Annotated in this window: 23 protein-coding genes; 11 read left to right on the top strand and 12 right to left on the bottom strand. The window is 67.6% G+C overall.

Annotated features, from left to right (window positions below; translation table 11 throughout):
* Positions 1-485 (top strand): tRNA (adenosine(37)-N6)-dimethylallyltransferase (locus AC1DYI_RS04980; protein WP_477202968.1); only part of this gene is annotated, 485 nt, incomplete at its 5' end.
* Here the strand turns inward: AC1DYI_RS04980 and AC1DYI_RS04985 are convergent.
* Together AC1DYI_RS04985 and AC1DYI_RS04990 are read right to left on the bottom strand one after the other, a co-directional pair.
* A complete protein-coding gene (locus AC1DYI_RS04985; protein WP_477202969.1) occupies positions 475-1,302 on the bottom strand; it encodes a GGDEF domain-containing protein in 828 nt (275 codons plus the stop codon). The genes AC1DYI_RS04980 and AC1DYI_RS04985 overlap by 11 nt on opposite strands.
* Positions 1,303-1,404: 102 nt before the next feature.
* Positions 1,405-2,919 carry an AfsR/SARP family transcriptional regulator gene (locus tag AC1DYI_RS04990; protein ID WP_477202970.1) on the bottom strand — a complete coding sequence of 505 codons (1,515 nt, stop codon included), beginning with the start codon at positions 2,917-2,919 and terminating at the stop codon, positions 1,405-1,407.
* A 170-nt stretch (positions 2,920-3,089) separates the two neighbouring features.
* Here AC1DYI_RS04990 and AC1DYI_RS04995 point away from each other — a divergent pair, with 170 nt between their 5' ends.
* Genes AC1DYI_RS04995 through AC1DYI_RS05005 form a run of 3 tightly spaced genes read left to right on the top strand, consistent with a single transcriptional unit; the run spans position 3,090 to position 4,678 of the window.
* Positions 3,090-3,974: an SPFH domain-containing protein gene (locus AC1DYI_RS04995; RefSeq protein WP_477202971.1), complete on the top strand. Its 885-nt coding sequence runs from the start codon at positions 3,090-3,092 to the stop codon at positions 3,972-3,974.
* Between the two features lie 49 nt (positions 3,975-4,023).
* Complete coding sequence (locus tag AC1DYI_RS05000; RefSeq protein ID WP_477202972.1) at positions 4,024-4,473, top strand: hypothetical protein; 450 nt, start codon at positions 4,024-4,026, stop codon at positions 4,471-4,473.
* Between the two features lie 7 nt (positions 4,474-4,480).
* Complete coding sequence (locus tag AC1DYI_RS05005) at positions 4,481-4,678, top strand: type II toxin-antitoxin system antitoxin (RefSeq protein WP_477202973.1); 198 nt, start codon at positions 4,481-4,483, stop codon at positions 4,676-4,678.
* 127 nt (positions 4,679-4,805) lie between these two features.
* On the opposite strand, the gene AC1DYI_RS05010 is transcribed toward AC1DYI_RS05005, so the two are convergent.
* Genes AC1DYI_RS05010 through AC1DYI_RS05025 form a run of 4 tightly spaced genes read right to left on the bottom strand, consistent with a single transcriptional unit; the run spans position 4,806 to position 9,684 of the window.
* Positions 4,806-6,425, bottom strand: a complete 1,620-nt coding sequence (locus AC1DYI_RS05010; RefSeq protein ID WP_477202974.1) for a DHA2 family efflux MFS transporter permease subunit — start codon at positions 6,423-6,425, stop codon at positions 4,806-4,808.
* On the bottom strand, positions 6,422-7,660 hold the full coding sequence (locus AC1DYI_RS05015) for an EmrA/EmrK family multidrug efflux transporter periplasmic adaptor subunit (protein WP_477202975.1): 1,239 nt from the start codon (positions 7,658-7,660) through the stop codon (positions 6,422-6,424). The genes AC1DYI_RS05010 and AC1DYI_RS05015 overlap by 4 nt, the downstream gene beginning before the upstream one ends.
* A gap of 27 nt (positions 7,661-7,687) precedes the next feature.
* Positions 7,688-9,172, bottom strand: a complete 1,485-nt coding sequence (locus AC1DYI_RS05020; RefSeq protein WP_477202996.1) for an efflux transporter outer membrane subunit — start codon at positions 9,170-9,172, stop codon at positions 7,688-7,690.
* 20 nt (positions 9,173-9,192) lie between these two features.
* On the bottom strand, positions 9,193-9,684 hold the full coding sequence (locus AC1DYI_RS05025) for a MarR family winged helix-turn-helix transcriptional regulator (protein ID WP_477202976.1): 492 nt from the start codon (positions 9,682-9,684) through the stop codon (positions 9,193-9,195).
* A 139-nt stretch (positions 9,685-9,823) separates the two neighbouring features.
* On the opposite strand from AC1DYI_RS05025, the gene AC1DYI_RS05030 reads away from it, so the two are divergent.
* The 7 genes from AC1DYI_RS05030 to xth all read left to right on the top strand — a co-directional run bounded on the left by AC1DYI_RS05030 (position 9,824) and on the right by xth (position 15,775).
* On the top strand, positions 9,824-11,644 hold the full coding sequence (locus AC1DYI_RS05030; protein WP_477202977.1) for an ABC transporter transmembrane domain-containing protein: 1,821 nt from the start codon (positions 9,824-9,826) through the stop codon (positions 11,642-11,644).
* A gap of 63 nt (positions 11,645-11,707) precedes the next feature.
* Positions 11,708-12,358 (top strand): YiaD family glycine zipper/OmpA-like lipoprotein, encoded by a 651-nt coding sequence (locus AC1DYI_RS05035; protein ID WP_477202978.1) that lies wholly within the window; start codon positions 11,708-11,710, stop codon positions 12,356-12,358.
* 43 nt (positions 12,359-12,401) lie between these two features.
* Positions 12,402-13,214 (top strand): thymidylate synthase, encoded by an 813-nt coding sequence (locus AC1DYI_RS05040; protein WP_477202979.1) that lies wholly within the window; start codon positions 12,402-12,404, stop codon positions 13,212-13,214.
* Positions 13,214-13,735 carry a dihydrofolate reductase gene (locus AC1DYI_RS05045; RefSeq protein WP_477202980.1) on the top strand — a complete coding sequence of 174 codons (522 nt, stop codon included), beginning with the start codon at positions 13,214-13,216 and terminating at the stop codon, positions 13,733-13,735. The genes AC1DYI_RS05040 and AC1DYI_RS05045 overlap by 1 nt, the downstream gene beginning before the upstream one ends.
* A gap of 6 nt (positions 13,736-13,741) precedes the next feature.
* Positions 13,742-14,317 carry a DUF4337 domain-containing protein gene (locus tag AC1DYI_RS05050; RefSeq protein WP_477202981.1) on the top strand — a complete coding sequence of 192 codons (576 nt, stop codon included), beginning with the start codon at positions 13,742-13,744 and terminating at the stop codon, positions 14,315-14,317.
* Positions 14,318-14,419: 102 nt separating this feature from the next.
* Complete coding sequence (locus AC1DYI_RS05055) at positions 14,420-14,941, top strand: TlpA family protein disulfide reductase (RefSeq protein ID WP_477202982.1); 522 nt, start codon at positions 14,420-14,422, stop codon at positions 14,939-14,941.
* Between the two features lie 60 nt (positions 14,942-15,001).
* Complete coding sequence (gene xth / locus AC1DYI_RS05060; protein ID WP_477202983.1) at positions 15,002-15,775, top strand: exodeoxyribonuclease III; 774 nt, start codon at positions 15,002-15,004, stop codon at positions 15,773-15,775.
* On the opposite strand, the gene AC1DYI_RS05065 is transcribed toward xth, so the two are convergent.
* The 6 genes from AC1DYI_RS05065 to AC1DYI_RS05090 all read right to left on the bottom strand — a co-directional run bounded on the left by AC1DYI_RS05065 (position 15,739) and on the right by AC1DYI_RS05090 (position 22,280).
* Positions 15,739-16,671, bottom strand: coding sequence for a DMT family transporter (locus AC1DYI_RS05065; protein WP_477202984.1), 933 nt, complete (start codon positions 16,669-16,671; stop codon positions 15,739-15,741). The two genes, xth and AC1DYI_RS05065, sit on opposite strands and share 37 nt — an antisense overlap.
* An 84-nt stretch (positions 16,672-16,755) precedes the next feature.
* The gene (gene ntrC / locus AC1DYI_RS05070) at positions 16,756-18,267 is read right to left on the bottom strand and encodes a nitrogen regulation protein NR(I) (RefSeq protein WP_477202985.1); all 1,512 of its coding nucleotides are present in this window, start codon (positions 18,265-18,267) and stop codon (positions 16,756-16,758) included.
* 94 nt (positions 18,268-18,361) lie between these two features.
* Positions 18,362-19,465: a nitrogen regulation protein NR(II) gene (gene glnL, locus AC1DYI_RS05075; RefSeq protein ID WP_477202986.1), complete on the bottom strand. Its 1,104-nt coding sequence runs from the start codon at positions 19,463-19,465 to the stop codon at positions 18,362-18,364.
* Complete coding sequence (locus AC1DYI_RS05080; protein ID WP_477202987.1) at positions 19,462-19,962, bottom strand: hypothetical protein; 501 nt, start codon at positions 19,960-19,962, stop codon at positions 19,462-19,464. Before AC1DYI_RS05080 ends, glnL begins: the two co-directional genes overlap by 4 nt.
* A gap of 150 nt (positions 19,963-20,112) precedes the next feature.
* Positions 20,113-21,528 carry a type I glutamate--ammonia ligase gene (glnA, locus tag AC1DYI_RS05085; RefSeq protein WP_477202988.1) on the bottom strand — a complete coding sequence of 472 codons (1,416 nt, stop codon included), beginning with the start codon at positions 21,526-21,528 and terminating at the stop codon, positions 20,113-20,115.
* Positions 21,529-21,725: 197 nt separating this feature from the next.
* Positions 21,726-22,280, bottom strand: coding sequence for a GNAT family N-acetyltransferase (locus tag AC1DYI_RS05090; RefSeq protein WP_477202989.1), 555 nt, complete (start codon positions 22,278-22,280; stop codon positions 21,726-21,728).
* Positions 22,281-22,294 lie beyond the last annotated feature (14 nt).

Here is a 22,294-nt window from a genome sequence, read left to right on the forward strand (position 1 = left end):
ATGCACAGCGCATCCAGCGTGCGCTCGAAGTGTTCCGCGTCACCGGCCAACCCTTGTCGACCTTTCATACCCGTGGCGGCGACGCGCCGAGCACTCCGCCTCGCCACCGCCTGCTTGCCTTGGAGCCCCGCGACCGTGCCTGGCTGCACGCCCGCATCGGCCAACGCTTCGAGCAGATGCTGAACCACGGCTTTCTCGACGAGGTGCAGGCCTTGCGCGAGCGCGGCGACCTGCACACCAACCTGCCCAGCATGCGCTGCGTCGGCTACCGCCAAGCCTGGGAGGCACTCGACGCGGGCCTCAGCGGCGACGCATTGCGCGCCGACCTGATGGAGCGCGGCGCAGCCGCCACCCGCCAACTCGCCAAGCGCCAGCTGACCTGGCTGCGCGGCATGGACCGGGTCAGCGTCGAGGCCGAAGACGAAAAAGCCGCCGAGCTGGCGCTGCGGCGGCTGGCGGCGGGAGCCGGTTTTCTTACGACGTGACGGAGCGCGTCTCGCCGCTGCGGCGGGGCTGGATCGGCGTCGCGCGCACGCAGTTGCGGCCGGCTTCCTTGGCGGCTTGCAGCGCCGATTCAGCGTCCTGCACCAGCCCGTCGAGCGAGGCCTGGCCCATGTGCACATGGGCGACGCCGACGCTGACGGTGGCTACGACATGCGCGCTTTCCCAGCGGAACGGCGCCGAAGCGACCTGTTGGCGGATCCGCTCGGCCGCATCCAGCGCGCCCAGCGGGTCGGTGTGCGGCAGGAAGACCGCCAACTCGGCGCCGCCAAAGCGGGCCAGCAGGTCGGACTGGCGCAGTGTCGCGTTCACTCGGCGCGTCACTTCGAGCAGGATCGCGTCGCCGCAGCGCTGACCCATGCTGTCGTTGATGCGGCGCAGGTGGTCGGCGTCGATCAGCAGCAGCGCGCCGTCGTCGCCGTAACGGCGGCAGCGGGCCCACTCACGTTCGGTCAGGCGCAGGAACTGGCGGCGGTTGCTGACGCCGGTCAACTCGTCGTCGACCATCAGCAGCTCGCGTTGGACCGACGATTGCGCCAAGGCGCGGGCCAGGTGCAGCGCCGCGCCACCAGCCACCAGCGCCGGCAGCAACGCGATGGCGCCGGCACCGATGGCGACCGGCCAGGAGCTGCCGTCCAGCCAGACCAGCATCGTTGCCACGCCCAGCGCCACGATGACCGCCACCCCGATCTGGAAGGCCCATGCCGAGCCCAGGCTGGCGCGGCTGGCCAGCTGGGTCAGGTTCTGCATCCATGTCGGATGGGCGTCGCGGGTCTCGCGCGCCTCGCTTGAATCCACCATCGGGTTCCTGTGATTCAGTAGAAGAATTCGAACACAAATCGGCCTTTTTGGGGCCGAGTTGAGGCTTGTTTACAAGGTGTGCGTGACGGATTCGGAGCCCATTCACAATGGTTCGGGCGGCGGCGCTTTGGCGGCACGGGCGTGCATCTCGGCCACCGGCCGCCAGCCCAGCGACTGTGCGATCGCGTCGATGCGCGGGTCGGCCCGCGTGTCCAGCCCGTTGCGCGAGCCGAACACCACCAGCAGGTTCGGGTCGCCATCGGCGTGCATCTGCCGCACGCGGGCGAACGCTTCGTCGAACCGGCCCAGGTGCACGTCACGCAGCACCGCGTAGGCTGGTTCGCGCGCACACAAGGCCGCGGTCTGCGGCTCGGCATACAACTGTGCCGCCTCGTCGTGCCGCTCAGCCCAATGGGCGCACAGCGCCGCATAGAACCCCAGTTCATCCGCACCAATCGCCCCGGTGGCCGCGGCCCGCTGAGCTTGCGCCCACGCGTCGTCGAGCTGGCCCAGGCCGGCCAACGCGAAGAAGCGCCCGACTTGGCTCACGCTGTGGTCGGGCTCCAGCTCCAGCACCTGGTCGAAAGCTGCGAGCGCGCCGGCGTAGCGGTAGCCATTCATGCGTGCCGCGCCGACGTTGTACAGCCCGATCACGCTCAGCGGCTCCAGCCGGTGGGCGCGGCGCTGGCAGGCCTCGGCCTCGTCGGCGTGGCCGACATCGGTGTAGACGATGCCCAGTGCGTTCAGGGGCACCGGCGAGTCGGGAAAGCGCTCGGCCAGCGCCCACAGCGCGTCGCGCGTCTGCGCGAAGTCCAGCTCGTGGCGATAGCGGTAGACCAGCCACATCGCCCGCGCCCGCGGGTCACCCGGGTCCAGCCGGACGGCCTCGGCCACCTCCTGCCGCGCGCGCTCGAACTGGCTGCGCCGCTCACTGCCGACCAGCCTGAGCGCGCGGTTGTACAGCGTCGCAGCGAGCCGGGTGTGGGCCAGCGCAAAGCCGGGCGCCTCTTGCACCGCCTGCTCCAGCAGCTCGACGGCCCGCGTCTCGAAGCCTGGCGCCCCACGCCTGGCCTGCAGCGCGGCGCGATCGAGCAGGTTCATCGCACGCTGCTCGGCCGGCCCGAGTGCAGGTAACTGGCTGGGGATGCGGTCGGCCAGGGTGGCCAGCCGCTGCCGTTCGGTTTCGACCCACTCTTCGTAGTGGCCGGGCAGCAGCTCGCCGGCGTAGGTATGGCGCGCGTCCAGCCATTGCTGACGCTGCACGGCCTCTTCGAACCGCTGCACATCGCAGACCAGGGCGCCGGGCGCCAGCCGCAGACTGTCGCGGTCAGCCAGCACGATCTGCTCGCAGCCGGCCTCGGCAAGGCTGGACTTCAGCACCGACAGTGCGTTGCGCAACCGGTTGCGGCCGGCGTCGAGGTCAGCGTCGGGCCAGAGCTGGTCGATCAGCGACTCGCGCGGGTGGGCCCTGCGCGGCGCCAGTGCCAGCTGCGCCAACAGCAACTCGCCGCTGCGGCCGCCGAAGTGGCGCAGCACGCGGCCACGCACATGCAGCTCGGTAGCGCCCAGCAGGCGCAGCTGCGGCAACAGTTCGTCGATGTCGTTCAGCGCGGTCATTCGTCGGCGGGCGGCAATGGACAGCCGCTCCAGTAGGCGGTCGATAGTAGCCAMCACCGGCCCCGCCCGTCACCACCATTCGTGCAGCTAAAACCCGCGCCGGCCGCCGCTTGACGATCGGCCCGGCACTTCGTAAAGTGATATCACTTTGATTTCAGTGGAGACACGTCATGGGTCCTGATTCACGGGCTGAGCGGCCCTATCCGTCGGCCAACGGCTACCTGATGGTGCTGGTTGGCGTCCTGCTGATCGTGTTTGGCGTCGCGTCGCTGATTCGTGGCGTAGCCGGTTTGCCCGGCTTGCTGGTGACGCTGTTGCTGCTGGTCTCGGGTGTGCTGGTGTTGGCCGGGCTGTACATGCTTCAGCCCAACACCGCAGCGATCCTGCTGCTGTTCGGCGAGTACAAGGGTACCGACCGCAACGAAGGCCTGCGCTGGGCCAACCCGCTGTACGTGGGGCGCAAGATCTCGCTGCGGGCGCGCAACCTCAACATGCCGGCGCAAAAGGTCAATGACAAGCGCGGCAACCCAGTCGAGATCGCCGCCGCGGTGGTCTGGCGAGTACGGGACACCGCGCAAGCTGTGTTCGAGGTCGACGACTACGAGTTGTTCGTCAAGGTGCAGGCCGAGGCCGCGCTGCGCCACGTGACCTCGCAATACGCCTACGACCACGGCGAGGACCCGGACGCCCAGGAAATCACGCTGCGCGGCAGCATCGACGAGGTCGCCGCGGCGCTGAAGGCCGAGCTGCAGGTGCGCTTTACTGACGCCGGCGTCGAGGTGCTCGACTCGAAGCTGACGCACCTGGCCTACGCGCCCGAGATCGCCCAGGTGATGCTGCGCCGGCAGCAGGCCGAGGCCATCATCAGCGCGCGCAAGAAGATCGTCGAAGGCGCGGTCAGCATGGTCGAGGCGGCGCTGAAGGGTTTGTCGGAGCGCGAGATCGTGGTGCTGGACGACGAGCGCAAGGCGGCGATGGTCAGCAACCTGCTGGTCGTGCTGTGTTCGGACAAGGACACGCAGCCGATCCTGAACGCCGGCACGCTCTACAACTGAACGCGCGGCTCGGCGTCGTGCCTGTCGAACCTGTTGAAAGGCTCACCCCATGCGTGAAGAGTATGTCTACCGCGAGCGCCAGTTCGGTTGGGCCATCGTGCTCTTGCTGCTCGGCTCCGCCCTGTTTGTGGTCACCGTGTCCCTGTGGCGCGAACCGCTCAACCCACCGTGGCAGTTGCTGCTGCTCGGCACCGTGCTCGGCCTGATCGCGCTGGCCATGGGCAGCCTGACTGTCGAGGTCGGCGGTGGCGAGTTGCGCTGGCGCTTCGGCTGGCTGGGCTGGCCGCGTGGCCATGTGGCACTGGCCGACATCGCGCGGGTCGAGCCCTGCCGCACGAAGTGGCAGGAAGGTTGGGGCATCCGCATCACGCCCAACGGCATGCTCTACAACATCGGCGGCCTGGACGCGCTGCAGGTGACCCGGCGCGACGGCAAGCACTTCCGCCTGGGCAGCGCCGACGTCGCCGGGCTGATGCGCGTGCTCGCACCGCGTCTGTAGAAAGCCAATGGCCAGTCCCGGCAAGAAGAGTTATCCGCTGCGCATCGACCCCGCGCTGTGGGCCGAGATCGAGCGGCTCGCGTCGCAGGAGCTGCGCAGCGCCAACGCGCAGGTGGAGTTTCTGCTGCGCGAGGCGCTGGCGCGGCGCGGGCGGTTGCCGCCAACCCAAGAGCGCCCCGCGGATGACCAGAGCGTCTCCGGCTGACTTTGTAGCGCTAGCTCCGCAGGAGCCAGCGCCCTCAAGTGGCGTGCGCGGATCCGGCTTGGCCGGTCCGCTGCGCGAGCCCCCTCGGGGGGCAGCCCGCCGGAGCGGGCGTGGGGGCACCAATCAATCAGTGCGCGCCACCAGCGTCAGCCGCCCCGCCGCCAATTTTTGGTGGCCGCTTGGTGAACCAGATCAGCGCGATCAGCGCCAGGAACAGCATCGACGAGCCGAAGAAGATGTCGTCGGCGGCTCGCGTGTAGGCCTGCTGGTCGATCAGCCGATTGACCTGCGCCAGCGCCTGCTGGGCGCTCATCCCCGCTGCCTGCAGCGAAGCCAGCACGTTGGCGAACGCGCCTTGGCCGGCCGACAGCGGCTCGGTCAGGTGAGCGTGGTGCAGCGCGGCCCGGTCGTCCCACAGCGTGGTGGCGATCGAGGTGCCCATTGCGCCAGCGGTGATGCGCACGAAGTTGCTCAGGCCCGCCGCGGCCGGCATGCGATCGGGCGTCAAGCCGGCCAGCGTCAGCGTCGTCAGCGGGATGAAGAAGAAGGCCATCGCCGCACCCTGGATCAGCGTCGGCACCAGCACATGGACCAGGTCGGTCTGCACGGTGAACTGCGAGCGCATCCACAGCACCAGCGCGAAGACGATGAACGCCCCCGTGGCCATGCGGCGCGGGTCCCACACCGACACCTTGCGGCCCACCAGCGGTGAGAACAGGATCGCGAAGATACCCACCGGCGCCAGCGCCATGCCGGCGTTGGTGGCCGTGTAGCCCATCCACTGCTGCAGCCACAGYGGCATTAGCACGACGTTGCCGAAGAACAGGCCGTAAGCCACCGACAAAGCCAACGCACCAAAGGCGAAGTTGCGGCGCTTGAACAGGCGCAGGTCGACCACTGGGTGCGCGTCGGTCAGTTCCCAGACGACGAAGACCGCGAACGCAACCACCGCAACAATGGCCAGTAGCACGATCTGCGGCGACGCGAACCAGTCCAGCTCCTTGCCCTTGTCCAGCATCAGCTGCAGCGAAGCAACCCACACCACCAGCAAGCCCAGGCCCACCGTGTCGATCGGCAGCTTGCGGCGCGGCGTGTCGCGGTGCCTGTAGATGCCCCAGGTGACGGCCGCGGCCGCCAAGCCGATCGGCACGTTGATGTAGAAGATCCACGGCCACGAGACGTTGTCAGTGATCCAGCCACCGAGCAGCGGCCCGACCACCGGTGCGACCAGTGTCGTGACGCCCCACAGCGCGAGCGCCGTTCCGGCCTTGGCACGCGGGTAGCTCGACAGCAGCAAGGTCTGCGACAACGGGATCATCGGCCCCGCCACCAAACCCTGGAAGACTCGGAACGCGACCAGCATCTCCAGCGACGACGCGAAGCCGCACAGCCAGGACGCGAGCACGAACAGCAGCACGCTCAGCGTGAACAGCCGCACCGCGCCGAAGCGCTGCGTCAGCCAGCCAGTCAGCGGCACCGAGATCGCGTTGGCCACACCAAAGCTGGTGATGACCCAGGTGCCCTGCCCCGGGCTGACGCCCAGGTCACCGGCAATCGCCGGCAGCGACACGTTGGCGATCGACGAGTCGAGCACGTTCATGAAGGTCGCCAGCGACAGCGACACCGTGCCCAGCACCAGCGCGGTGCCAGTCAGCGGCGGCGGCGGGCTGGGCGGCACCGCGGCCGCCGGTTTGGCCACCGCTTCGCTGCCCGAGGCCGCCGTGTTGGAAGCGGCGGCGGAGCTCATGACGGCAGGCGCGCAGTGCGGGCCACAGACAAACCACCGCGCACGATGCTACGGATGCGCTCGTCGATTTCGCGATCGACCGCCTCGTAGACGCCGGTGGCGGCCACGGCCTGCACGCGCGGAACATCGGCCAACGTCTTGCCGCCACGGTCACCGGTGTCGACATTGACTTCCATCGACAGGCCGACGCGCAGCGGGTGCTCGACCAGCTCTTGCGGATCGAGCTGGATGCGCACCGGCACACGCTGCACGATCTTGATCCAGTTGCCGGTGGCGTTCTGCGCCGGCAGCAGCGAGAAGGCCGCACCAGTGCCAGCGCCCAGGCCCGCCACCTTGCCGTGGTAGGTCACCTTGGTGCCATAGACGTCGGCCTGCAGCTCGGCCGGCTGGCCGATGCGCAGGTCGGCCAGCTGGCCTTCCTTGAAGTTCGCGTCGACCCACAGCTTGTCGAGCGCCACCACCGTCATCAGCGGCGCACCGGCCTGTACGCGCTGGCCCAGTTGGACCGCCCGCTTGGCGACATGGCCTTCGATCGGTGCCGGCAGCTCGTCACGCTTGAGCGCCAGGGCCATCTCGCGCACGCGGGCTGCGGCACGCTGCACGTTCGGGTGCTGTTCGACGCTCGTGCCATCGGTCATCACCTGGCCGGTGGTCAGCTGCTCTTTCGCGGCCAGCGCGGCCGATTGCGCGGCAGCCAGCGCGCTCTTGGCCGAGGCCAGCTGCGCGGTGGTGTGCTGGAACTCTTCCTTGCCGACGGCGCCACTGGTCACCAGCGGGGCGCGGCGGTTCACGTCGTCCTGCGCGCGGGCCAGGTCGGCCTGCACGCGGGCCAGGTCGGCTTCGCGCAAAGCCACCTGCGCCTTCAGCGTCGCGTTGCCAGCGTACAGCGCGCGCACTTCGCGCACGGTCTGCGCCAGCTGCGCTTCGGCCTGGTCGAGGGCGACCTTGGCGTCGGCGGTGTCGAGCTTGACCAGCGCCTGGCCGGCCTTCACCGCGTCGTTGTCGTCGGCCAGGATCGCGATCACCGTGCCGCTGACCTGCGGCGTGATCTGAACCACGTTGCCGGCGACGTAAGCGTTGTCGGTGGTCTGATGGTGGCGGCCATGCACCCAGTGCCAACCGCCCCAGCCGGCAGCGGCCAGTGCGACGGCAACGGCGATCACGGTCAGGCCGCGGCGGCGGCCGTTGGGGTTGGCGGCGGGGGCCTGAGCAGGCGATGCAGCGGCTTCAGTCATGGTGTTGTCTTTCGTCGGATGTCTTGGTTAGTGCGCGGCGGCGACGACTTGCGTGTCATCGGCCCAGCCGCCACCCAGCGCCTTCAGCAGCGCCACGCCGGTGTCGATTTCGCGGGCTTGGAGGTCCACCGCCAGGCGGCGTTGCGCCAGCCATTGGCTCTCGGTGTTCAGCACGATCAGGTAGCTGCCCAGCCCGGCACGGTAACGCTGCAGCGCCAGGTCGTTGGCCTTCTGCGCACCGGCCAGCGCATCAGCCTGCTCCTTGCGCTGACGCGCCAGCGATTGCAGCGAGCTGATCGAATCGCTGGCTTCGCGCACCGCGTCGAGCACGGTGGCGTTGTATTGCGCCACCGCCAGGTTCAGGTCGGCCTCGCGGCCACTCAGCTGAGCGCGCAGCCGGCCGCCGTCGAACAGCGGCAGGTGCAACGCCGGCGTGACGCCGAACTGGCGGCTGCCGAACTCGAGTACCTGGTCCAGGCCGATCGCGTTGAAGCCGATGAAGGCCGTCAGGTTGATGTTCGGGTAGAACTGGGTGCGGGCAACCTTCACGTCTTGCCCGGCGGCTTCGACGCGCCAGCGCGCGGCGACCACGTCGGGCCGGCGGCCCAGCAGGTCGGCGCCCAGGGTCGGCGGCAAGGTCTGTGCGGCCAGGCGATCGATCGTGGGGGTCAGCGAATCCAATGCGTTAGGCGCCTGGCCGCTCAGGGCTGCCAGCTGGTGGCGAGCGAGCGTGATCTGTTCGTCGAGCGATTCGATCTGGGCCCGCGTGTCGGGCAGCGCGGCATCGGCCTGCACCAGCTCGACCTGGGTGTCCAAACCGGCGGCGACGCGCTGCTGCGTCAGCGAGCGCAATTCGTCGCGCTGAGCCAGCGTGCGTTGCGCGACCTCGCGTTGCGCGACCAAGCGGGCCAGGCCCACGTAGGCACGCGCCACCTGGGTAGCCAGCGCATTGGCGGCCACCGCCACATCAGCCTGGGCCGCGCGGGCCTGGCCGAGTGACGAGGCCAGCGCGGCGGCCTGCTGGCCATACCAGTCCGGACCCCAGCTCAAGCCCGCCTGCACGGTGCCAGTGTTCTGCATCGAGCCAGCGATCGGCGGCGGCACCAGACCGTTTTCGGTGTAGCGCTGGCGCGAGGCTTCGACCGTCAGGTTGGCCTGCGGGCCGTCGGCCGCTTTGGTGATGCCGGCGGCTGCACGAGCGCGGGCCACGCGGGCTTGCGCCACGGCCAGGCTCGGTTGATCGCGCAGCGCCTGGTCGACCAGGCCGCTGAGTTGCGGGTCGCCGAGCGTCGTCCACCAGCGCGCCGGTGCGGCGGGACTGGTGGTGTCACTCAAGCCCACCGTAGCGGGCGCGGTTTCGGCCAGGCGGGCAGTCGGCTCGCCGGGCGTAGCGCAACCGGCCAGCAACACAACGACCGAGGCCACCGCGACCAGCGCGGTCAGGCCGGTGCGGCCGATCGGGCTGCCCTGCGGCCAAGACAGGCGCGGCAGTGAGAGATGGGGGAGAGTCAGTCTTTTCATGGCGGCCTCCTTCATGCTGCTGGCGGTTGGCGCATCGCGTCGCCGTTRGCCACCATGCGGGTCAGCAGCGCAATCAGCTGCTTCCATTCGTCTTCGCTGAAACCCTGCAGGTGGTTGTTCAGCACCTCGGCCATCACCGGCGGCACCTGACGGGCCACCTGGCGGCCTTCGTCGGTCATCACCAGGTTGACGACGCGGCGGTCTTCGGTCGATCGTTCACGGCGCACCAGGCCCTTGGCTTCGAGCCGGTCCAGCGACCGGGTCATCGCGCCCGGGTCCAGCTCCAGCTCGCGCGCCAAGCCCGCCACCGTGTGGCATTCCTTGGCCGCCAGCTTGAACAGCGGCAGCCACTGGGCGTGCGTCAAATCCAGCGAGGCCAGGCGTTCATCGGCCTGGGCCAGCACCGACGACAGCACCCGCTTCATCAGGTAGCCCACGCTCTGGTCCGGCCGGTATTGGCCCGGCACATAGAACCCAGGGGAAGAGGTGTCGTCTTGATTCATGCCGCCACTTTAATTGCCTGTGCAATGATTGTGTTGGCAGTCATTGAATAGCCTTGAATTAGTGAGGGTTTTCCATGGCGCCGCGTTCCGGGCCGGTCACGGCGCCGTCTCGTCACTTCCATTGCCTACACTGCGCGCCATGTCGACCGCACCCATCGAACGTCCCAAGGCCTCGTCTCCCCGCTCGTTGTCGGGACTGGGGCCGTTCTTGCGCCCCTACCGCGGCCGCATCGTGCTGGCGCTGGCCTTCATGGTGCTGGCCGCGGTGGCCACGCTGGTGTTGCCGGTCGCGCTGAAGACGCTGATCGACCAGGGCTTGATGGCGGCCGAGCCGGGCGCCCGACTGATGGCGCTACGTGAGCACTTCGGCGCATTGTTCGGCGTCGGCGCCGCCCTCGGCGTGTTCTCGGCGGCGCGCTTCTACATGGTCACCTGGCTGGGCGAGCGGGTCACGGCCGACATGCGCAACGCCGTCTATGCCCATGTGGTGCAACAAAGCCCCGAGTTCTTCGAGACCACCGCCACCGGCGAGGTGCTGAGCCGGCTGACCACCGACACGACGCTGGTGCAGACGGTCGTCGGCTCCAGCCTCAGCATGGGCCTGCGCAATGCGGTGATGGGCATCGGCGCGCTGGGCATGCTGGTCGCAACCAACCCGCTGGTGATGGGCCAGGTGCTCGGCATCCTGGTGCTGGTGGTGCTGCCGGCGCTGCTGTTCGGCCGCCGCGTGCGCAAGCTGAGCCGCGCCAGCCAGGACCGCGTCGCCGATTCCAGCGCGATCGCCGCCGAGGTGCTGAACGCGGTGCCGGTGGTGCAGAGCTACACGCAGGAAAAGCGCGAAGCCAGCCGCTTCTCGCAATCAACCGAGGCCGCCTTCGACACTGCGAAAAAGCGCACGTTGGTGCGATCGATCCTGGTGGCGTTCATCATCACCGCCACCTTCGGCGCGCTGCTGTGGGGCCTGTACCAGGGCACGCAGGCCGTCATCCGCGGTGACATCACCGCCGGCCACCTGGGCCAGACTGTCCTGTACGTGATCGTGCTGGTCAGCTCGGTCGCGGTGCTGTCCGAGGTCTATGGCGACCTGCTGCGCGCTGCCGGCGCCAGCGAGCGGCTGATGGAGCTGCTGGCCGCCCGCTCACCGGTGGCCGAGCCGCTCCAGCCGCGCGCGCTGCCAGCCACCGAGCGCGGCTCACGGGTGGCGCTGCAAGGCCTGCGCTTTCACTACCCGTCGCGGCCCAACCAGGCCGCGCTGATGGACCTCAACCTCGAGGTGCGGCCCGGCGAAACGGTGGCGCTGGTCGGCCCCAGCGGCGCCGGCAAGACCACCGTGTTCCAGCTGCTGCTGCGCTTCTACGACGCCGAGGCTGGCCACGTTTTGGTCGATGGTGTCGATGTGCGCGAGGCCGCGCTCGGCGACTTGCGCCACCGCATCGGCATCGTGCCGCAGGACAGTGTGATCTTCTCGGCCAGCGCGATGGAGAACATCCGCTACGGCCGGCCCGAGGCCAGCGACGACGAAGTCATTGCCGCCGCCAAAGCCGCCTTCGCGCACGAGTTCATCAGCGCATTGCCCGGCGGTTACGGCAGCTTCCTCGGCGAGCGCGGCGTGCGCTTGTCCGGTGGCCAGCGTCAGCGCATCAGCATTGCCCGCGCGATCTTGAAAAACCCACCGCTGCTGCTGCTGGACGAAGCCACCAGCGCACTCGATGCAGAGAGCGAGYGCATGGTTCAGGCCGCGCTCGAAGCGGCGATGGCGCACAGGACCACGCTGGTCATCGCGCACCGCTTGGCCACGGTGCAGAAGGCCGACCGCATCGTCGTGCTGGAAGCCGGCCGCATCATCGACCAGGGCACCCATGCCGAGCTGATCGAGCGTGATGGTTTGTACGCCCGCCTGGCCGCCATGCAGTTCGGCCTGGAAGACAGCGGGCTGACCGTATCACCCGTTGCATCTTGAATCCGTGCACCACCGGGTGCGGCATACGCTTTGCTCCATCGTTGGTTCAATTGGAGAAAAGCCATGAAACATGTCAACCCCCACCTGTCCTGGATCGTCGCCGCCGCCCTGCTCGCCAGCGGCTGCAGCAACATGGGCGAACGTGAGAAAGGCACCGCCGCGGGCGCAGGTATTGGCGCCGTCACCGGCGCGCTGATCAGCTCCGGCACCGGCGGCAAGGCCGGCACCGGCGCTGTCGTGGGTGGTGCGCTGGGGGCGGTTGCCGGCAACCTGTGGTCCAAGCGCATGGAAGACAAGCGCAAGGCGATGGAGAAGGCAACGCAAGGCACCGGCGTGACTGTCGACCGCACGGCCGACAACCAGCTGAAGGTCAACGTGCCGAGCGACATCTCGTTCGACTCCGGCCGCGCCGACATCAAGCCCGAGCTGCGCCCGGTGCTCGACCAGTTCGCGCAGGGCCTGGACCACTCGATGAACGTGCGCGTGGTCGGCCATACCGATAGCACCGGCAGCGACGCGGTCAACGACCCGCTGTCGGTCGACCGGGCACGCAGCGTGCGCGAATACCTGGAAGCGCGCGGGGTCAGTGAGCAGCGCGTCGAAGTCTCCGGCGTTGGCGCACGCCAGCCGATCGCCGACAACAACACCAACGAAGGTCGCGCGCGCAACCGCCGGGTCGAGATCTTCCTGCGCGAGCCGCAAAAAGCTTCCTGACCCCGGTCCGGACGGGGTGCACCCCGGCTCGTAAAATCGGGCCATGACCTCGCGCCCCGTCCGTTCCCAGTATGAAGACTTCATGCGCCACGTCTTTGAGACGGGCGTGGCCAAAGGCGACCGCACCGGCACGGGCACGCGTAGCGTGTTCGGCCACCAGATGCGCTTCGACCTGAGCGAAGGCTTCCCGCTGGTGACGACCAAGAAGGTGCACCTGAAATCGATCATCCTGGAACTGCTGTGGTTCCTGCGCGGCGACTCGAACGTCAAGTGGCTGCAGGAGCGCGGCTGCACGATCTGGGATGAGTGGGCGCGAGACGATGGTGACCTCGGCCCGGTGTATGGCGTGCAATGGCGCAGCTGGCCGACACCCGACGGCGGCCACATCGACCAGATCACCGAGGTCATCAAACAGCTGAAGACCAACCCCGACTCGCGCCGCATCATCGTCAGCGCGTGGAACGTGGCCGACCTGCCGAAGATGGCGTTGATGCCGTGCCACGCGTTCTTCCAGTTCTACGTCGCGGACGGCAAGCTGAGCTGCCAGCTTTACCAGCGCAGCGCCGATATCTTTCTCGGCGTGCCGTTCAACATCGCCAGCTACGCACTGTTGACCCACATGCTGGCGCAGCAGTGTGATCTCGGCGTGGGCGATTTCATCTGGACCGGTGGCGACTGCCACATCTACGACAACCACACCGAACAGGTGAAGACGCAGCTGGATCGCGCGCCCTTCCCCTACCCGGTGCTGAACATCCGCCGCAAGCCGGCGTCGATCTTCGACTATGAGTACGACGACTTCGAGGTGCTGGACTACCAGCACCACGCGCCGATCAAAGCGCCGGTCGCCGTCTGATGACCACCATGTTTCTGACGCTCATCGCGGGCGTGGCCCATAACGGCGTGATCGGGCGCGACAACTCGCTGCTGTGGCACCTGCCCGAGGACATGAAGCACTTTCGCGCCGCGACGATGGGCGCGCCGGTGATCATGGGCCGCAAGACCTGGGACTCGCTGCCCGAGCGCTTCCGCCCGCTGCCTGGTCGCCATAACATCGTCTTGACACGGCAACGCGGCTTCGATGCGCCGGGCGCGACGGTGGTCGCCAATCTTGATGCTGCACTGACCGCGGCACGGCACAACAAGCCGGCGCGGGTTTTCGTGATCGGTGGCGAGCAGATCTACCGCGAGGCGCTGCCGCTGGCCGACGAGCTGATGCTGACCGAGATCGAGCGCGACTACGACGGCGACGCGCACTTCCCCGATTTCGCCCGCGATGCATTCGGCGAGGTCGAGCGTGAACGCCACGTCGCGGCAGCGCCCAACGACTTCCACTTTTCGTTCGTCACCTACCGGCGCCTGGCGCCCAGGAGCTGAAGATCTATGTCCGGACACGGCTTTCACGTCCACGGCCCGCACGACCATGAGCTGGAGCACGCGGCCCAGCACGACCCCGAGGGCATGGCTGGCCAGCTGGCGGTGATCACCGCGATTCTTGCCACCGTCGGCGCGCTGTTTTCGTACCAAGGCGGCGCCACGCAGGCCAACGCCGGCCTGCTGAAGAACGAAGCGGCGATCAAGAAGACCGAAGCGGCCAACCAGTGGAGTTACTTCCAGTCCAAGAGCACGAAGCAGTCGCTGGCCGAGTTCGCGCGCGACCTCGCGCCCGAGGACAAACGGGCCACCTACCAGGCCAAGATCGACCGCTACGAGACCGAAAAGAACGAGATCAAGAAGAAGGCCGAAGAGCTCGACGCCGAATCGCACGAGCGGGACGAGGCCAGTGAAGCGCAGATGCACCAGCACCACCGCTGGGCCCAAGCCACCACCGCGCTGCAAATCTCGATCGCGATGGCCGCGATCGCGCTGCTGACCAAGCGCCGCTGGCTCGAATGGGCCACGCTGGGCCTGGGCGGGCTGGGCATTGCGGTGGGCGTGGCCGCGTGGTTCCACATCTGAAGATGTGACATCCTGCAGCCGATGGGCCTTCATCGGCTGTAAGGGGCGCACGGGGCGGGCGACGAATTCAGGCGGCGGCACAGCCGACTCCTGGAATCGCTCATGACCCTCAAGACGCTCTCGCTTTCTCTCCTGTTTCCTCTGCTGCTGGGCACCTCGGCAGGCGCTGCCCAAGCCCAGCCCGTCCCGCCCACGATGCGGCCCGCGCTCAGCGGTCACACGTCACGGGGTGAAGCGCTGGACCTGGCGCAATGGCGCGGCCAGGTCGTGCTGGTCTACCTGTGGTCCACCGACTGCCCGGTTTGCCTCGACCGGCTGCCCGAGTTGCGCCGCAACCTCATGGGCTGGAGCGGCCGGCCGTTCGTGATCGTCGCCGTCAACCAGGACACCCGCTTGGCCGACTTCAAGGCCTACGAGCAAGCGCTCGACGCGGTGTCACCCTCAACGCCTCAGATGAAGCTGGTCTGGCGCCACGACCCGACGCACCGTGACAACCTGGGCGACATGCCCGTCCGACAACCGACCACGCTGCTGCTGAATCGCCGCGGTGAACTGGTCAAGGAAGTGCGTGGCGGCTGGTCGCCCGACATCTGGGACGAGATCGCCGAACAGGTCTTGAACTGACCGCCCCAACGCCGGTCGGTGGGTCTTGTAGCATCGGCGACCTACCACCGAGAGGTCGCCTTGAAATTCGCCACCTGGAACGTCAACTCGCTGGCCGTGCGCCTGCCCCAACTGCTGGACTGGCTGACGGCCAACCCGGTGGACGCGCTGGTGCTGCAGGAAACCAAGCTCACCGACGACAAGTTTCCCAAAGCCGAGATCGAAGCCGCGGGCTACCACGTGGTCTTCCACGGCCAGAAGACCTACAACGGCGTCGCGCTGCTGACGCGCGGCACGCTGGCCGACAAGGTGGTGAAGAACATTCCCAACCACGGCGACGACCAGGCTCGCCTGATCGCCGGCACGTTGGCCGGCGTTCGCGTGATCGGTGGTTACTTCCCCAACGGCCAGGCGCCTGGCAGCGAGAAGTTTCTCTACAAGATGCAGTGGCTGGRTGCGCTGCGCGAATGGCTGCGCGCCGAGCTGATCGAACACCCGCAGCTGGTGCTGATGGGCGACTTCAACATCGCACCGGAAGACGCCGACGTCTACGACCCGGTCGCCTGGGCCGGCCAGATCCACTGCACCGACGAGGAAAGAGGCCACTTCAAGGGCCTGCTCGGCCTCGGGCTGCACGACGCCTTCCGGCTCTTCGAACAACCACCCAAGAGCTGGAGCTGGTGGGACTACCGCGAACTGCGCTTCCGCAAGAACCAGGGCCTGCGCATCGACCACATCCTGGTCAGTGAGGCCCTGCGCCCGCGCGTGGCCGCCTGCACAATCGACAAGCTGCCGCGCAAGAACGAGCGGCCCAGCGATCACGCACCGGTCGTCGTCGAGCTCTCGCTGGTCTGAACCGAAGAAGCCGCGGCCAACGAAGGCCGCGGCGTCCACATCGCCAGCACGTTGCCGGCGATTGCCAACGCCACGCCGACCAGCGTCTCGCCGGTCCAGGTGAAGCCTTCGAGCAGCGACGACACCACCAGCGCGACCACCGGCGTCAACACGCCGATGTAGCCGGCGCGTGCCGGGCCGATGCGGTGCACCAGCGTGTAGAACGCGCCGAAGGTGACCACCGAGCCGGCCAGCGTCAGGTAGGCCAGCGAGACGATGAACGGCCCGCTCCAGGCGATCTGCCACGACCGCCCCGCCACCAACGCTGCGATCACCGAACCGAGCGCGCCGTAGGCCATCGCCCAGCCCAACGGCGACCAGCCACTGATGCCCTCGCGCTGGTAGCGTGCCGAGGCGATGGTCGACACCGACGACAGCAACACGGCGGCGGCCGTCAGCACCGCACCCAGCACCACCTCAGGCGATGCGCCGAGGCGACCGAATTCATGGGCAAAGATCAGCGCCACGCCGGCCAAGCCTAACGAACCACCCGCAGCCACCCGGCGTGACATCGGCGTGCCGAGGAACACACGCGCCGCCAGCATCCCGATCAGCGGCGACGTGGCATAGCCGACCGCCACGACACCGCTGACGACGAAGCGTTCGGCGTGGTAGATGCAGATGTAGCTGGCGCACAGCCCCGTCAGGCCTTGCAGCGCGAACATCGCGTGCAGGCGCGGCGTGAAGCGCAGTTCGAGCCGGCGCCAGTGGCTGTAGCCCAGCAGCGCGGCACCGGCCATGCCGAAGCGCAGCGCCACGCCGACCTCGGGGGCCACGGCGTCGATTTGGGCGGTGATGGCGAACCAGGTCGTGCCCCAGATCAGCACGCAGATGGCGTAGAGCGATGTCGTTGACATCGTTCGCAGTGTGTCATGGCGGGCCGAAGCGCATCGGCCAGCCCGCCATTCAACCCGCGCTTGCTGCGGACATCGGGCAGCCCATCAGTCGTCCAGCCCGAGCTCCTGGATCTTGCGCGTGATCGTGTTGCGGCCGATGCCCAGCTTCTGCGCCGCCTCGATGCGGCGGCCGCGGGTGATGCCGAGCGCGGTGCGGATCATGCGGGCCTCGAACTCACGCGTCAGGCCGTCCCACACATCGGGCTGGCCAGCTTCGAGCCGGCGCCGCGCCTCGGTTTCGAGATCGTTGAGCCAGCGTGCTTCCGCAGGGGCAACCGCCGTCGCCGCGGACATGTTGGCAGCGTCGACCGGATCGACGGTGCGCGCTGCTTCGGCTACCGGCGCAACGGCTGGTGTTGTCACGCGCTCGGTAGTGGCCTCCGACCCCGGTGCGCGGGCAATCAGCTCGACCGGCAAATCCTTGCCTTCGATCAGCTGCGCCGGCGCCATCACCGTCAACCAGTGGCAAAGGTTCTCGAGCTGGCGCACGTTGCCGGGAAACTCGAAGCCCTTCAGCTGCGTCAACGCATCGTCGCTGATGCGCTTGGGCTCGACGCCCAATTCCTTCGCGCTCTTTTGCAGGAAGAACTTGGCCAGCGCGGGCACATCGTCGGACCGCTCGCGCAGCGGCGGCAAACGCAGCCGGATCACGTTCAGGCGGTGGAACAGGTCTTCGCGGAACACGCCCTGGCGCACCCGATCCTCGAGGTTCTGGTGCGTCGCGGCGATCACGCGCACATTGGCCTTCAAGGGCTGGTGGCCACCAACGCGGTAGAACTGGCCGTCGCTCAGCACACGAAGCAAGCGCGTCTGCAGGTCGAACGGCATGTCGCCGATTTCGTCGAGGAACAGCGTGCCGCCATCGGCCTGCTCGAAGCGGCCGCGGCGCATCGTCTGCGCGCCGGTGAAGGCGCCGCGTTCGTGGCCGAAGAGCTCGCTTTCCAGCAAGTCCTTCGGGATCGCCGCGGTGTTGATCGCGATGAACGGGCCCTTGGTGCCGGCATCGCCGCGTGGGCTGTGGCGGTGCAGCGCATGCGCGACCAGTTCCTTGCCGGTGCCAGACTCGCCGGTGATCAGCACGGTCACGTTGCTTTGCGACAAGCGGCCGATGGCGCGGAACACGTCCTGCATCGCCGGCGCCTGGCCGAGGATCTCGGGCACCGGCTGGTGGCGCTCGTCGTTGATCTCTTCGCGCAGGCTTTCGTCGACCGCGCGGCGGATCAACTCGACCGCCTTGGTCAGGTCGAAGGGCTTGGGCAGGTACTCGAAGGCCCCGCCCTGGAAGGCCGAAACGGCACTGTCCAGGTCGGAGTAGGCCGTCATGATGATCACCGGCAGGCCCGGCAAGCGCTCCTTGACCTTGGCCAGCAGATCCAGCCCCGAGCCACCGGGCATGCGGATGTCGCTGACGAGCACCTGCGGTTCGTCGTCAGCCAGGGCGGTCAAGACATCGCGCGGGTTGGCAAAGCTGCGGACCGGCAATTGCTCGCGGGCCAGCGCCTTCTCCAGCACGAAGCGGATGGATTGGTCGTCGTCAACAATCCAGATGGGTTTCATCAAGTTTTTTCGGTGAGTCAGCGAAGGGCCACCCCAAGCTGACTCGTCCCCATCGAGGGGGCGGGCGCCGCTTGCGGCGACCGGGGGGTCGACGTCAAGGTAACGGAATCACGATCTTGAAGACCGTGCGTCCCGGCTCGCTGTCGCATTCGATCGTGCCCTGGTGTTGCTGCACGAAAGTCTGCGCCAGTGTGAGCCCGAGTCCTGAGCCGCCGTCCCGCCCTGACACCAGCGGATAGAAGATGCGTTCTCTCAGGTGCTCGGGGACGCCCGGCCCGTTGTCCTGGATATGCAATTCCAATGCCAGTCGATAGCGCTGCTTGCCAATCGTCACCTGTCGGGCGATCCGCGTGCGCAAGGTGATCAGCGCGTCGCCCTGTTCGATGCGCTCTGAAAGGGCCTGCGTGGCGTTCTGAACGATGTTCAGCACCGCCTGGATCAGCTGCTCGCGGTCGCCGCGGAATTCGGGAATCGACGCGTCGTAGTCGCGCTGCACGCGCAGGCCGCGCGAATGCTCGACCAGCGCGAGTGAGCGAACCCGCTCGCAGACCTCGTGAATGTTGACGTCGCCCACCACATGGGGCTTGCGGTGCGGCGCGAGCAGGCGGTCAACCAGCGTCTGCAGCCGGTCGGCCTCGTGGATGATGACCTGGGTGTACTCGGTCAGCTCGGGCGAATGCAGGTCCAGCGCCAGCAACTGCGCAGCGCCACGGATGCCGCCGAGCGGGTTCTTGATCTCGTGGGCCAGGTTGCGGATCAGCTCCTTGGTGACCTCCGCCTGGCCCATCACACGCTCTTCGCGGTCCTGCCGGGTCTGCTGTTCGATCTCGATCATCTCGACCAGGATGCGGCCGCCGATGCGCTCGGTCTGGCTGACGATGATGTGGACCGGCAGCGGCTCGGCATGGCCGACGCCGGCACGGCGCAGCGCGCCTTCGAAACGCCGGGTGCTGAACTCGTTGCGCGCCACCGCGTCGATGGCTTCCAGCAGCGCGGCGGGCTCACGCAGCCATTCATGCAGCGGGCGCTTGGTCAGCGTTCGGCGAGAAACGCCGATCACCGACTCCAGCTGCGCATTGGCGAACAGGCAGTCGCCCTTGGGCTCGACCACGGCCACCATCGTGGCCAGCAGGTCCAGTGCTTCCAAACCCTTGCTGTCGGCCCGCCGCGCGGCCGCGGCTGCGCCGAGGAGTTTCACGCCGGCAACTTGGCCAGTTCGCGTTTGATGGCGGCGATGTCCGCCTCTTGGCGCGCGATGGCGGCTTTCATCTCCGCCACGCGGTCGATGTAACGCTGGGCGTTGCGCGACTCGTCACCTCGCCGCTCAGGCTCGCCGTTGTTGAAGTCGCGCCTCAGCGCTTCGAGCTGCTCTTCAGCGCGTCGCAACTCGGCTTCGAGGATGCGGCGCGCATCGCTGTCGCGCGTGCGCTGCTCGGCCGACTCGATGCGGTCGGTCTTGGGGCCCGACGCGTTGCCTGCGACCGGCCGCGGCTTCGGGCCGGCGATGGTGGTGGGCTGCTGCGCCTCGCGGGCCTTGCAGCCCTTGGCTTCGGCCTCTTTCGCGCTCAGCGTGTTGGTGAACACGTTGCCGGGGCAGATGTAATAAACGGACGGCGTTTGCGCCAGGGCGCCAGCGGCGGCCAGCGCGAGTGCGGGCAGCACGAACAGTTGGCGGGAGATGGCCTGGGTCATCATTCGAGCGATTGTGACGCTAAACACTTGAAACGCCCCAGACCCGCATGCGGCCGACCGTTGCGGGAATGAAAATGGGCAAGGCCCGTCGCCCATTTCGCGCAGCAAAAAGGCGGCCGAAGCCGCCTTGTGCATTGAACTGACGTTGTCAGATCAGAGCGCGTAGTACATGTCGAACTCGACCGGATGGGTCGTCATGCGGAAGCGCTGGACTTCCTGCATCTTCAGGTCGATGTAGGCGTCGAGGTAGGCGTCGGTGAAGACACCGCCCTTGGTCAGGAACGCGCGGTCCTTGTCCAGGTAGTCCAGCGCCTGGTCCAGGCTGTGGCAGACGGTCGGGATCTTCGCGTCTTCTTCCGGCGGCAGGTGGTACAGGTCCTTGGTGGCGGCTTCGCCCGGGTGGATCTTGTTTTCCACGCCGTCCAGGCCAGCCATCAGCAGCGCCGAGAAGGCCAGGTACGGGTTGGCAGAAGGATCCGGGAAGCGCGCTTCGATGCGGCGGCCCTTCGGGTTGGCGACGTACGGGATACGAATCGAGGCCGAACGGTTCTTGGCCGAATAGGCCAGCTTCACCGGGGCTTCGAAGCCGGGCACCAGGCGCTTGTACGAGTTGGTGCCGGGGTTGGTGATCGCGTTCAGCGCACGGGCGTGCTTGATGATGCCGCCGATGTAGTACAGCGCGAATTCGCTCAGGCCGGCATAGCCGTCACCGGCGAACAGGTTCTTGCCGTCCTTCCAGACCGACTGGTGCACGTGCATGCCCGAACCGTTGTCGCCGACGATCGGCTTCGGCATGAAGGTTGCCGTCTTGCCGTAGGCATGGGCCACGTTGACGATGATGTACTTCTGCAGCTGCAGCCAGTCAGCGCGCTGGACCAGGGTCGAGAACTTGGTGCCGATTTCCATCTGGCCGGCGGTCGCCACTTCGTGGTGGTGGACCTCGACCGGGATGCCCATCTGCTCGAGCAGCAGGCACATTTCAGAGCGCATGTCTTGCGCCGAGTCGACCGGCGGGACCGGGAAGTAGCCGCCCTTGACGGTGGGACGGTAGCCGGTGTTGCCGTGCTCGTATTCCTTGCCGGTGTTCCAGGCGGCTTCCTCGGACTCGATCTTCGAGAAGCAGCCGGACATCGAGACGTCCCAGCGCACGCTGTCGAAGACGAAGAACTCGGGTTCCGGGCCGAAGAAGGCGGCGTCGCCCAGGCCGGCGCTCTTCATGTAGGCCTCGGCGCGCTTGGCCAGCGAACGCGGGTCGCGCTCGTAGGGCTTGCCGTCGCCCGGCTCGATCACGTCGCAGGTCAGCAGCAGCGTGGGTTCTTCGAAGAACGGGTCGATGTTGGCGGTGTTCGGGTCCGGCATCAGCAGCATGTCGGAGGCTTCGATGCCCTTCCAGCCGGCGATCGAGGAACCGTCGAACGCGTGGCCGGCGGTGAACTTGTCTTCGTCGAAGGCGGACGTGGGCACGGTGACGTGCTGTTCCTTGCCCCGGGTATCGGTGAAACGGAAGTCAACGAACTTGACTTCGTTGTCCTTCACCATTTGCAGCACGTCGGCGACGGTCTTGGCCATCAAAAAGGCTCCTGGCGGATGAGTTGTGTCAACGGAAATTGTGCGATCGATGCCGCCCGCGGGTCACCCGCCAGACCAAGCCGGTGAGCGCCCCGTGGCGACCACGGCGCGGGCAATGTAGCAGAATCCATGCCCACAAATGGGGATCGCCCGCGCCCCGCCGTGGGTGGCCCGCGGCGGGCCGGAAATCGGTGCCCTCAGGCGGATGCAGCGGCCGCGGCCGCGGCGGACCAGCCGAGCAGGCGCAAGGTCTCGTTGTCCGGCGGCATCAGAATCGTCCCCTCGTCAGCGAAACCCAGCGAGGCCAGGAGCCCGAGTGATGGCTCGTTCGTGGGTGTGACGATAGCGACCACTCGCTTCAGGCCCAACACCTCCCGGCCCCAGGCCAGTACAGCCCGCGCCGCCTCGCGCGCAAACCCCTGGCCGCGGGCGACCGGAAGGAAGGCGTAGCCGATGTCGATGTCCGGCAGGCTGTCGCGCTTGATCAGCCCGCACATGCCCACCGGCACACCGTCGGCGATCCGCTCGACGAGGTACAGCCCAAAACCGAGCTTCTCGCACATGCCCGTCGGACCATTGCGCAGAAAGGCTTCCGCCTGCTCGCAAGTGCTCACATTGCGTTGACCGATGTTGGCGATCCAGTCCGGATCGTTGACCAGTTCGATGATGAACCGCTGGTCGGCTTCGGATTCGGGCTGGAACCAGCGCAGCCTCAGCCGCGATGTCCGCAAGACCTCATGCTGCACCATCATGGAGCTCAGTTATG

This window comes from Ideonella sp. P3_A4 (genome assembly GCF_056403075.1).